Below are 12,369 nucleotides of genomic sequence, written 5' to 3' on the forward strand. Positions count from 1 at the left end.
CTGGATGGATCGGTCGCAGAATGAAATTCCGGACCTATTGATAGGATGGTTCCCGATGTATGGAACATTCTTTTCAAATCTGTCCCGTTACCTGAATGAATCAAGCAAATAATAAAATCGCCCGCCTACGCCTAGGGCTTTCCGGTTTCCATTCTGTTTCTCTTTGGTCCCTGGCTTTTTACTTCTGTTTTTTTCCGATCTCTGTTTATTCTCAGAGCGAATGCGAATATTCTCAGTCGACGGTTGCGCCCGAGTTCTTTCTTTCTCTCGCTTTGGAAAAACAAACCGATGCCTCGAGAATTCCTTCTCAGGAAAAATCCAAAAAAGCTTACGAAGAATCGATCGAATACTACGAACGTTATTTCCGTTGTTCGGAATCGCTCAAACGATCCGTTTCCCCCGTTTCGAGAGTGGCAAAAGCGAACGTGCATTTTTTTCTGGGTCAATTTGAAAGCGCTGAAAAAGAAGCGGACGCGGCGATCGTTTCCGATCCGAATTTCAGAGACGCATACATTTTAAAGGCGAGAATTCTCATTCGAGTGGGAGAATTTCAGAAATCCAGCGATTATCTGGAAACGAATCTCAGCCGTTTTCCGGACGATTCCGATATCTTGTATCTTTTGGGTTCCTTGAACCAGGAACTCAAAAATTTTCCGAGGGCGATTCTTTATCTGACTTCCCTCAGCGATTCGATTCGAAACCGGGAAGGCAATCCGAAATACAGATCCTTTGTGGATAAGTCCTTGGGCGAAATGTATTTTGCGAACGGTCAGACCAAGAAGGCTTTGTATTTTTTATCCTCCTATCTTCAACAAAATCCGAGCGATATCACGACCCGGTTGACACTCGCCAAAATCTGGAATCAACTCGGTAAATTCTCCTCCGCAAGAAAGGAACTGAACAAAATTCTAAAGGCGAAAAAGAATCTTTCCTCCGTGGAACATCTTCTCGCCGAAATGTATTTTATCGAAAGTAAGTCATCCGCATTCGAATATTTTAATATTCTCAATCAGCAATCCAAAATTCCGAAAGGAAGCGTTTTGGAAGGATTGTATCTCGTTCTTTTGGGAAAATACTCCGAAGCAAAGAATCTATTATTACCCGTTCGTGAAAAATTTCCGGGTCGTCTTGCGGTTCGTCTTGCTATGCTCGACGTTTACGAAAGGGAAAAAAATCCGAACGTTTACGCGAAGGAACTCAAAGAGGTCGCCGAACTCGTGTTCGGAATGCAACAGTTCGAACTCGCGGAAAGAACCGCGAACCGAGCGCTTTTGATTTCGGATAAAACGTCCGTTTGGGGCGAGGCCGAGATCTACGACTTTCTCGCTTCTTGTCACGAACAATCCGGTTATGTGTATCGTGCGATTCTCATGTCTCGTAAATCCGTGGAGAAAGCGCAAAAGGAAGAGGAAAAACTTAAGTTCCAATTGCATCTCGCCTATATCTTGAGAAACGATCCGCCCGGTAAACGCGAAGAAGCGGAGAGCATCATCCGTAAGGTTCTCGAAACCCAACCGGAGATGAGCTACGCAAGATATTTACTCGGAATCGTTTTGGCTTCTCGTGAAAAATACAAAGAGGCTCTGGAAGAATTCAACGTTGCGATCAAAACGGATTCTGCGAACGGAGTGTATTATTTTTACAGAGCTTCCGTTCACGAAAAGTTGGAACAGCAGGAATCCATGGAAATGGATCTGAAAAAATCCATCGAAATCGATCCCGGAAATCCGATGGCTTACAACTATCTCGGCTATTATCTTTCCGAGAAGGGAATTCGTTTGGAAGAATCTCTGGCTCTGGTTCAAAAGGCGGTGGAACTCGCGCCGGACAACGAAGCTTATCAGGATAGTTTAGGTTGGATTTTTTTCAAACTCGGAAATCACGACGAGGCGCTTTTGCATCTTCAACTCGCGTATCAAATTCTTAAGGACAAGGGAGAAGAAGATCCCGTCATTTTGGAACATATCGGCGACGTGTATAAGGAAAAAAGCCAAACACGGAACGCAACCGCGTATTGGGAAAAAAGTCTGAAACTTTTTAAGAAGAAGGAAGATATTTCCAGAATTCAAAAGAAAATACAAACGGGTTCCGTGGAAAATCCGGGAAGCCGAAACGAAAAATCGGAAAAATAATCATTTATGAAACTAACAGTTTATTCTAATATTCTAATGTGTTTGGTCGTCCTTTACGGGTGTTTTTCACCGCAGATCGAGGAGATCAGTTTTCCGGATAAGGGAAATTTGAAGTTTCTTTCCTCCAAAAACCCGGACGCCGCAAAGGTTTTAAAATCGGTCCGAGATTTGGAAACGAAGAATTCCTCCTATTCCGGAGAATTTTCGATGAGAATCGAGAACTTCGTTCCTAAAAAGGAAAGTTTCTCGGCGGACGGAAAGATCTATTACGATAAACCGACCGGCAAGATGTATATCGAACTTTCGGATCCGTTTTTCGGAATGATCGTTTCCAGAGTTTATACGGACGGAAATTCGATTCATATCAAAACCGCGAATTCCGGACCGCAGGTATTGCCGATGGGCGATATTCTTTTGTCCGATCCGAGCGGTAAAAAAAATTCAACGATTCCGTTTCCGGTTCTTTATTCTCTTTTGGCGAATAACAGTTCCGGTCTTGCAGGGGACGATCCTACGTTCGTCAATCTTTCGGAAAAGGCGATTCTCGTCAAAAAACCGGGAGAGGACATTACCTTTTGGATGACCGAATTCGGAATCAGTTCCGTGGAACTTCTTTCCAAAAAAAGCAATCTGAAAGCGATCACAAAGGTGCAAGGAACGGTTTCCTTTCCGCCGAAAACAACGATCACAAGAATCGTTGAGCCGACTACGAATCTGGATCGGAATAAGATCGAAATCAAAATGAAAAAGGTCGCTCTTTCGGAGACGATTCCGGCTTCTAAATTTCAGTTCTGAAGGGCAAAGATCGAGGTTTACAACATTCTTTCCCGATTCATTTTGGAAGAATCAAAGAAACGTTTCGGAAGAAATTTGGGACGTTTGAAACGCATTCAATTTTTATAAACTAGGAGCGACGATGCTTTCTGAAGTAAGAAACAATCATATTCTGGAACTTTATATAGAAACCAACGAAGTGAATTCGTTAGACGGAGAATTTTTCAAAACGATTTCCGCGAAACTGGATTCGATTTCCAAGGACCCGACGATCAAAGCCGTGATCCTAACTTCCAAAAACGAAAAGTTTTTTTCCAACGGATTCAATCCGGAGATTTTCGTAGGCAAGACTCTCGCGGAGATTCAGGACGTCCTTCGCCTCGCTTTGGATACCGCTTCTAAACTTTTATTTTTGGAAAGACCTTTGATCTGCGCGATGAACGGACATTCTATGGGACTCGGCGCGGTCTATGCGATCTTTTGCGACTATAGAATTATGGTGGAAAAAAAGGGGAGACTCGGTTTTCCGGAATCCCAGATCGGAATCAACTTTCCATCGGTTGCAGGTTTTATGTTGAAGGAAACCGTTGGAATCACGAAGGCCCGCGATCTTTTGTATTCCGGAAAAGGACTGAAAGCGGAAGAAGCCCGAGAAATCGGACTGATCGACGAGGTCGCAACTTCGTCCGAAGACCTTCTAGTCCGCGCTCGCAAATACTGCGAACAGTTCAAGGACATGGCGATCGGTTCCGTAACCGGAATTAAAATCGCTTTGAGAGATCCGGTTCGTATGTTTGCGGAGCACAACGCGGAAAGGGACATCAAACTTCTTTCCGAAGCGGTGTTTTCTCCGAACGGTCAGGAAGGAATGAAGTCCATCCTCGAAAGAAGAAGACCCGTATTTCAGTAAATTCTAAATTAGTTTATCTGAATATAAAAAAGGCCGAATTTTCATTCGGCCTTTTTTATTTAGACGGTTCCAAATTCGGAACCGTCTAAAATCCGATGGGTAGATTCCGTTTTTTTAATGAAATACTTTTCCCGGGTTTAGAATTTCCTTCTTATCCACTTCTTTCTTAAACGCTTTTAAACCGAGAAGAGCGGGTTTGGAAGTCGCTTTTTCATACCAAACCTTATGATCGAATCCCACGCCGTGGTGGTGTGAAATCGGAGCTCCGTTTTGAAAGAAAGTATCCGAAACCATACGTTTCATCTTGAACCACTGATCCGCGGGTTTCTTTTCATCCATCGGAAAAATGATGGTGTAATACAAACAAGCGCCTTCGTGATAGCTATGAGAGATATGACACATCGCGATCGAACCGGGAATCGATTTTTCAAGAGAAGCGATTCCTTCCTTATGGAGATTGAGAACACGATCGTATGTCGTCGAAGTTTCCATCGTGTCGACGCCGATTCCGTTTTCCATTACGTGATTTCTTAGGAAAGGCATGTTGTATCTGGAATGAATCCATTGTTCTCCCAGATGGGTTCCCGCATAGAGGCCCTTGTGTTTTCCGATCAGAGGTTTGATTTTCGCGAAATTCTGAGCTACGTCCTGTTTAGTTCCGTCCAACCCGAGGAGAATCACACACTTATCCTCGCCGATAGAATTCATTTTGAGAACCTGATTTTGAATCAAATTTTTGATCCAACGGATCGGAGTATTTTTTTTACCAAGAGTACCTAACGTTTGGTAGAGACGGGTTTCATTCGTATCCGAAAGACGGATCATCGAAGTTGGGATTTCCTTGTGATTTACGTCTCGGATAAAATCCACGCCCGCGGCAAAGTTAGGAAACACGATTCCGAAATACTTTCTTGTTTCCGGAAGTTTATGAACCTTGATCGTCGCTTCGGTGATGATTCCGAGTAGACCTTCGCTTCCCGCAAAGATATGATTCAAGTTCGGTCCGGTAGAGGACGCGGGTTCTCTGAGCGTTTCGACGGCGCCGGTCGGAGTGATTACTTTCAGACAGGTGAGAATCTCTTCGATTTTTCCGTAACGATTGGACTGTTGCCCCGCGCTTCTCGCCGCGATCCAACCGCCTAACGTCGAATATTCGAAGGACTGGGGAAAATGACCGAGCGTAAATCCCTTGTCGTTTAACAATTTCTCGAGTTTTGGTCCGTAGATTCCAGCTTGAAAGGTAGCAAGATGACTTTCTTTATCCAATGAGATCAGCGCGTCCATACGGGTTGTGTCCAAGGAAAGAACACTTTTTTGACCTTTTCCTTTTACTACTTCCAAGCCGCCGACTACGGAAGAACCGCCTCCGAACGGAATCACGGTGATATTGTTTTTCGAACAGTATTCCAGGATTTTTGAAATTTCGGATTCTTTGCTCGGATAAATGACCCCGTCCACGAAACTTTTCAGAGTGTTGAAGGAAAGTCTGAGAACGTCGTAGTAACTTCTTCCCGCGGAGTGAAGAACCCGTTCTCTACGTTCGGTTGAAAAGTTTTTTCCACCGCTGATCTTTCCGAGCTCTCTGATTTGTGCGGGTGAAAAGGACGACTTAGGAAGTGTGATTTCTTCCAAAGCGACCGGTGGAGTTTTGCGGATATCGGAGATTTTGAATTCGTCAGCGAGAAAGGCGAGAATCTCCTGCATCTGTCCCACTCTAAAAAAATCTTGGCCGTAAGCGCCCCATGCATTCCATCTCAAATTGTCCCTTGAATAGTCTATCTTTGCATTGAGTTCCGTATAAAACATGGTTCTAAAATCTCCGAATTGAATGATGAATGTAAAATTGTCCGAAGCACAAGAATCGGAACTCGATCGAATTTCGCAACAGAATTCCGAATCGATCGGTCAGGAAGCGATCAACTTTCTGAGTTCCTTAACTCTTTCGTTTTGAGGTTCGAGTTCAAAAGCCCGATCGATCAGATATTTTGTCCGAGCCTTGTTTCCTTGAAGACGATATACGTCCGCGAGATGAATTAAATTTTTGACGTGGTTCGGAAAACGAAGCCTGAATCTTTCGCTCAGTTCTTCCGCCTTTTTCAAAAGTTCGCCATTCTTACTCTTGGAATATTCCCGTTTGGTAAGAAGGGAGGAATACAATAAAAGCTCATGATCCGCAGGGTCCAAATGCAATGCGCGGTTTGCGCTTGCGAGCGCCTGCGTTAGATCCCCTAATTTTTCGTAAACCCTCGCAAGAAGTTTCAGGTCTTCCGGAGAATGGGAAACGTCGGACGCAGAGGATTCTTCATAAATTTGAAGGGCTCCTTCAAAGTCTTTGGAGAGAACCGCTTTTTTGGCTCTGGAGAATTTTTCCGAATGAAGCGCCTTGGAAGAAATCGTTCCACCGTATTCGATGGACAAAAGGCTGTAGTCGTCCGAAAAGTTTCCGAAGGACAAAAGAAGATTTTCGATCTCGGACAATTCTCCCTTTGCCTCTTCGACTCTTCGCAAGAATTCGGTTTCGTCTTCGTTGATTTTTCTTTTTCCGTCCGAGGTCTCGACCAAAATCAAATCGTCCTTACCGTCCGAGCCGCAGAAAATTCGGTCTCCGGGTTTCATCTGAAACAATCGAACGTAAACCTGAGCGTTGATTCCCCCCACGCCGAGTTTGTAAAAATGAGTTTCGGGATCGATAAACGAAGCCTTTCCGTCCCGGTAAAGAATCAACCAAGGATGTTCAATATTCAAATAGTATAATGTTCCCGTGTCTTCTTCGACCAAACCCAAAACTGCGGAAACGAGCATACTACCGTCGAAGGTTTCGAAAACTTTTTGAAGATCGGTGAAACAATCCTTCAACCATCTCTCCGGGGAACGATTCGCCGAATCCGGGTCCATCTTAGAACGAATGATTACGGAATTGTAAACGGCCCCGAGAACGAGCGCACCTCCCGCACCTTGGATGGATTTTCCCATCGCGTCCCCGTTGATAAACGCTTTGAATTTTTTTCCTTGAAGGGTCAGATCGTAGGCGCTTAGATAATCGCCTCCCAATTCGTATTCCTTTTCGCGAAACATAAATTTCTTATATTGATTCAATGCAAAATCGATCTTAACCAGATCACCTTCCGTTTTTTTTGCGATCAAAGGATCGAGCAAAAGAGAAGTGAGAAAGTAATCCCCGTCCTGTTTTTCCTTTAAGTTTTGGATCTGTTCCATGTTCTCTGAAATTTCGCGGTTCTTTTCCAATATCTTAAAATGACTGATGAAGTTGGAAAAACGATAACGCTCCACGATAAAACCGCTGAAAAAAGCGAGTAGGTAACTGATCGCCAAATTCTGCATGGAATACGAAGCCTGATTGGTTCCAAGATTGGGATGATAAATCGCAACCGAAACGAGAAACGTGAATATGGAAAGAACGTAAAATGAAAAAAGAGCCTTTCTCGGAAAGGGCATAAACACAGCGGACATGACAACGATCTGAAGACCGGAAACGTAGTTTGGATCGTCCGCGATTCTTCCCGTAAAAAAAGCGGTTACGCTAAAAATATAAAGAAAAAGAATGTAAGCCCACTCGAGTCCTTTACCTCGAATGTTGGTTCCGGTAAGTCGATCTACTGCTAACGCGATCAGAAAGAAAAAACTGAGTAAACTCAAACCGATTCTGAAATAAAAAAGTTCCGGAAATTCGGGATGAAGCTTTCGATCGGTGTCTAACGCGAATCCGAGCCAAGCGATAATTCCAATGATGGAACCTGGGTAATGAAGAATCTTCGCCTGTCTATGAAGTTCGCCGATGTATTCTTTCTCGTGTCGGATTCGATCTTCATTGATGTCAAATATAAGGCGCAGATATCTTCGGACCGAATGGAAGGGATTCATCGTAGCTCAAATCTCCGCAGAATAACTTTTTTTTCAATCGAGTTTTTCTTTTTAGAAAAATACCTATCGATTTATAAAATTATTCATTTCAAATCACGGATCTAAAAGCGATTGACCCGGGTCTTTTTTATAAAATCAATACCGCTATGGCTCAAAATAAAAAATTGCCTTCTACAAATACGAAATTTTCCAAGGATTCCCATTCTTCCGTCTACGATCTGTTAGTGATTGGCGGCGGAATTACGGGCGCGCACGTTCTTTGGGATTCCACTCTGAGAGGAATGAAATCCGTTTTACTGGAAAAGAACGACTATGCTTCGGGAACAAGTCAGGCGACATCGAAGATGATCCACGGCGGTTTGCGTTATCTTAAAAATTTCGAATTGGGGCTCGTGAGGGAATCTTTACGGGAAAGAGCCACTTTAGCCAGAATTACTCCTCACGCGGTTCAAACGATGGGCTTTTTGGTTCCTATCTATTCCAACGCGGAAAGATTCGTTCTCAAAGTCGGAATGGAGATGTATAACGCGCTTTCCTACGATCGTAATGCGAATATTTGTACGGACCGTTTGATTCCTAAATACAGTTTTCTTTCCAAGGAACAAACCGTAATGGAATCTCCTACGATCGAACGAGATAAACTCAAAGGCTCTTATCTATATTACGATTATCTAAATCTCAATCCGGAAAGACATACCTGCGAATTCATTTTTTCCGCCCGCGAAAAAGGAGCGGAAGCGAGAAACTATACCGAGGTGATTTCGATTTCTCGTACAAACGACGGGATCTATACGGTGATCGCGAAGGAAAAAATTTCGGGAAAGAACATTTCGTTTCAAACAAAAGCGGTGGTGAACGCGGCCGGACCTTGGGCGGACTTTGTGGAATCTCTGGCCGGAGTTCCCATGGACAAACACTTGGTGCGATCCAAAGGAATTCACGTAGTCACAAGAAGAATTCACGGCGACAAAACACTTGTGACAAAAAAGAAAGACGGCACTCATCTTTTTATCATTCCTTGGAGAAACAAGACCATCATCGGCACGACGGATACGGAATATCCGGACAGCCCCGATCGTTTTAGAGTCACCAAAAAGGATATAGAAGAATTATTAAGCGAAGTGAATCATTCCTTCGGTTATACGGACCTCACCTTGGACGACGTCGATTTTTATTACGGCGGACTCAGGCCTCTTGTGGAAGATCCGGGCGAAACCAAATCCACATACAACGCTTCTCGAAAGACCGAAATTTTCGATCATAAAGATTCCGGCTTCCCCGGATTTTTTACGGCGATGGGCGGTAAATATACTACGAGCCGCGCAGTCGGAGAAGAAGTAGTAAACAAAGTGGCCGCTTATCTTCCCGGAAATTTTCGCGTTTGCGAAACTGCGACGATTCCCGCTGCGACCGGGAATTACTCGGATCTATCGACGTTGACTCGAGATCTCGGAAAAAAATTCTCCAAATTAAACGGAGAATTGATCGAAACGGCGGCCTTTCGTTACGGCTCTCAGTCTTTTTCAGTTTTGGAAAAAAGTTCTTCTAAAGAAGAATTTGCCGTTCTTCAAAACGGCGAAAAGTTTTTTGAAAGTGAAATTCGTTTTATCGCAAACCGGGAAGACATTCGTTTCGCGACTGATTTCTTTTTTAGAAGATCGGGTGTGGGAGTTCCGGGTTTACCCGAGGAAAAGGAAACGAACAAGATCGTTCGTTCCTTGGCGAAACACTTGGGTTGGAACGGAGCCAGAATCTCCAAAGAGATCAAGTCCGTCGAAGAACGTTATAAGATTTACTAAAATTCTTAATTTTCGAAATTTCTTTTTTAGAACGTGAACGAGTTGGAAAGAAGAATGGACATGAAATCCTTGATGATCTCGGAAGTATCGGAAAGGCTGATCGCGTCTCCGTCCACGATTCTTTGAACTACGGTTCCTAAAATAACGCTGATTAGGATTCGGTTCAAGGTCGGGTTTGTCACTCCTAAGTGTTTCGTGATGATGTTCACGTATTCTTTCAGCGCGTCCGCGATCAAAGCCTTTTCCTCTTCGTGGTTCTTCAAGCGGGAAACGTCGCAGATGATGTATAAAAGATTTTGAAAGTAGGATTCTCTTGCTTGGATCATTTGGAAAAGGGATTCCACTCTGGCTTCGAGGGTTTGTCCCGGATTTCCTTTCGAGTAGAGTTGTAGTTCTTCGATGTCCTTGCTGAGGACGAACTTCACCAATTCCTTAAATATATCTTCCTTGGTTGCGAAGTAGTGATACAGAGTTCCGGTGGAAACGTCGAGTTCCGTCGCGATTTCCCGCATCGAAACCGCGGAGTAACCCCTTCTTGCGAGAATATCCACACACTTGGATAGGATTTCGATTTTGTATTTTTCATGATTCACTATCTTTGGCATCGGATTTCCTCGGAATTTTTTTTCGGCAACTCGTAATACGTGATGTTGGAACCGCCTTCGCTGGTCAAGAAGATTGGGTTTCGGCGGTTGTTACAAAGATCGCAAAACGATCAATAAGCGATTTTCATCTTTTTATAAACGAACCCCAACAACCAAATCGGCCCGATCATCAAAAACTGAAGATCCTTGAAGAAGGAAGGTTTTTTACCTTCGATCTTATGACCGATGAACTGTCCGATCCAAGCCAGAACGAAAATCGTAATCGAAAGTTCTAAAATTCCATACGCATAGGTTCCGAGCATGATCGGAAGAACCATTGCTTGAAGAAGAACGATCAAATAGATCATCAATGAACTTAGGAAGAACATTCCCAAGGCCAAGGACGGAGAAAGTCGAATGTAAAATGCGAGCGCCAATACGAGGGAGATCGTCGCGAAGTTCAAATACGGAACGGATAGAAAAAAAGCAGGCGCGGGGATCGACCAAAGAAGACCAATGACCGTAAAGTAAATCAAAGGAACGCAGATCCAATGTATGTTTTTATTCACCGGATTCCGATGACTGTCCGCGTATTCGTCAAACCAGGTTTCAACGGATTTCATAACAAAACTCCTTTCCGTTAAAAATTTTAAACGTTCGAAATAGAATCGCAAGTGTTTTTTATCGAACTTAGTGAATAAAATCCAAAATGTAGTCTTTAAGAAATTGCTAAAGTAGATAAGAACGTTCCAAATTCCGACTTCGCATTAAAACGAACACCGTTTACAAAATCAAAACGATCCTGGTTTGGATTCTTCTTCCGGAAGAGGTTCCGAATCCTCGTTTGAAGATTGGGTTTCCGGTTTTTGAGTTTTGGTTTCGATCGGAGCTGGTGGAGTTTCAACTTCCAAAGGTCTTGTGATTCTTTCGATCGGAAGTTTTTTTACGTGGTTGGCCATTTCTTTTAAGATCGCTTCCGTGATCTGCTTCATGATTTCACCGGTAACTTCGTTTTCCAAAACCTCGGTGATCATGGAACTGATGTCCTCTCCGAGTCGTTTGGAAATTTCTCCCATAAACGGAATTCTGGACAATTCTCCCAAAAGAAATTTGGATTGAAGAGATTCGTTTACCTTTGTGTTGAATTGATCCTGATGCAGTTCGAATGCTTTTTTTGCGAGTTGGCTGTAATCCAGACGAATCATCACTTCTTCCACTCTTTCCAAAGAATGGAGAAACACCGCGTCCGCGATCGTATCCACGATCACATCTCGAAATCGGAATGTGATTTCTCTCGTAACGATATCGCTCAGATTTTGTCCGGACTGACCTAACTTGTAAAAGGCGATCAGAATTTTCATTCCTCTCAAAAGTAAAAAAGGACGAAGGAAATAAAACGGAATCACTCCCACGATTTCATACCAGTTCATCGAGAAATAGGTTCCCGGATCCTTGGATTTTCGGAACTTAGTGATGAGCTCCATCGCCCAAACGACTAAAACGAAAAAATCGAAACCGATCATATAGGCGTACAATTCTTTCGGAAGAATTTCCTTATAGGAATTGTAGATCAAAAGAAGAAGAACGTCGAAGGCGGCGAGAGAAAGTAAAAACAAATCCCTTCCCGACCCGGGCAAAGCCCGAAGCCAAAGATAAAAATGCCAGATGTTAAATTTGTTGACCCGGACCGGATAACGTTCGGAATCAGCCATTTTACTCACAATCTCCCAGGAAAGGTTGGTTTACAGTATTTACGAGAATGGGATTCTGGTCACTACAATTCCATGTCTTCTCAAGTGGCAATTGACGGTTTCAATCTGATTTATAAATTCCCCGATTTGGAAGAATGTATGTATCAGAATCAGCTTTCAAAGGCAAGACAAGGGCTTTTGGAAACGATCGAGTTGTATTCCAAGAAAAAGATAAAACAAACCTTTCATGTTTTTTTCGACGGTAAGAAAGAAGTCGGAAGCGAGGTCTTTCAGGAAAACTTCGGAAAACTGAATGTGTATTTCAGTAGAGATAGAAAAGCGGACGATGTCATCAAAGAATTCGTTCGGACCAATGTTCGTCCTTCTGAAATACAAGTGGTCAGTTCGGATAAAGAGATTTTCTTTCACGCAAAAAAATGGGGAGCACATCCGATCACCTCGGAAGAATTTTCGGCGATCGTAAACGCGGAAATTTCCCCGCCTAAACCCGAACTCGACTCGGAAGCGTTCAAAGATAAAAAACTAAACCCCGAAGAATTGGAATATTGGAAAAATATATTTAGGAAAGGCAAATAA

At 43.3% G+C, this 12,369-nt stretch carries 10 protein-coding genes; 5 read left to right on the forward strand and 5 right to left on the reverse strand.

Going from position 1 to position 12,369, the window contains the following annotated elements:
• Window positions 1–95 precede the first annotated feature (95 nt).
• The 3 genes from CH367_RS14905 (at window position 96) to CH367_RS14915 (ending at window position 3,816) form a co-directional block, all read left to right on the forward strand.
• Window positions 96–2,132, forward strand: a complete 2,037-nt coding sequence (locus tag CH367_RS14905; RefSeq protein ID WP_100763287.1) for a tetratricopeptide repeat protein — start codon at window positions 96–98, stop codon at window positions 2,130–2,132.
• Window positions 2,133–2,138: 6 nt separating this feature from the next.
• Entirely contained in the window at window positions 2,139–2,927 is a 789-nt protein-coding gene (locus CH367_RS14910; protein WP_100763288.1) for a LolA family protein, read from the forward strand.
• A gap of 121 nt (window positions 2,928–3,048) precedes the next feature.
• Window positions 3,049–3,816 (forward strand): enoyl-CoA hydratase/isomerase family protein, encoded by a 768-nt coding sequence (locus tag CH367_RS14915; protein ID WP_100763289.1) that lies wholly within the window; start codon window positions 3,049–3,051, stop codon window positions 3,814–3,816.
• A 114-nt stretch (window positions 3,817–3,930) separates the two neighbouring features.
• Here the strand turns inward: CH367_RS14915 and CH367_RS14920 are convergent, their stop codons facing one another.
• Window positions 3,931–5,622, reverse strand: a complete 1,692-nt coding sequence (locus CH367_RS14920; RefSeq protein ID WP_100763290.1) for an FAD-binding oxidoreductase — start codon at window positions 5,620–5,622, stop codon at window positions 3,931–3,933.
• Window positions 5,623–5,721: 99 nt separating this feature from the next.
• A complete protein-coding gene (locus tag CH367_RS14925; RefSeq protein WP_100763291.1) occupies window positions 5,722–7,698 on the reverse strand; it encodes a PP2C family protein-serine/threonine phosphatase in 1,977 nt (658 codons plus the stop codon).
• A gap of 146 nt (window positions 7,699–7,844) precedes the next feature.
• On the opposite strand from CH367_RS14925, the gene CH367_RS14930 reads away from it, so the two are divergent.
• Window positions 7,845–9,497: a glycerol-3-phosphate dehydrogenase/oxidase gene (locus CH367_RS14930; RefSeq protein ID WP_100763292.1), complete on the forward strand. Its 1,653-nt coding sequence runs from the start codon at window positions 7,845–7,847 to the stop codon at window positions 9,495–9,497.
• 26 nt (window positions 9,498–9,523) lie between these two features.
• Here CH367_RS14930 and CH367_RS14935 read toward each other — a convergent pair whose 3' ends face one another.
• The 3 genes from CH367_RS14935 to CH367_RS14945 all read right to left on the reverse strand — a co-directional run bounded on the left by CH367_RS14935 (window position 9,524) and on the right by CH367_RS14945 (window position 11,793).
• Entirely contained in the window at window positions 9,524–10,102 is a 579-nt protein-coding gene (locus CH367_RS14935; protein ID WP_100763293.1) for a TetR/AcrR family transcriptional regulator, read from the reverse strand.
• A gap of 110 nt (window positions 10,103–10,212) precedes the next feature.
• Window positions 10,213–10,704 (reverse strand): Mpo1 family 2-hydroxy fatty acid dioxygenase, encoded by a 492-nt coding sequence (locus CH367_RS14940; RefSeq protein ID WP_100763294.1) that lies wholly within the window; start codon window positions 10,702–10,704, stop codon window positions 10,213–10,215.
• A 168-nt stretch (window positions 10,705–10,872) separates the two neighbouring features.
• The gene (locus CH367_RS14945; RefSeq protein WP_100763295.1) at window positions 10,873–11,793 is read right to left on the reverse strand and encodes a hypothetical protein; all 921 of its coding nucleotides are present in this window, start codon (window positions 11,791–11,793) and stop codon (window positions 10,873–10,875) included.
• Window positions 11,794–11,865: 72 nt separating this feature from the next.
• Between CH367_RS14945 and CH367_RS14950 the strand changes: the two genes are divergently transcribed.
• Window positions 11,866–12,369: an NYN domain-containing protein gene (locus CH367_RS14950; RefSeq protein WP_100763296.1), complete on the forward strand. Its 504-nt coding sequence runs from the start codon at window positions 11,866–11,868 to the stop codon at window positions 12,367–12,369.

It is taken from the genome of Leptospira barantonii, from assembly GCF_002811925.1.
In the GTDB taxonomy this organism is placed as follows: domain Bacteria; phylum Spirochaetota; class Leptospiria; order Leptospirales; family Leptospiraceae; genus Leptospira; species Leptospira barantonii.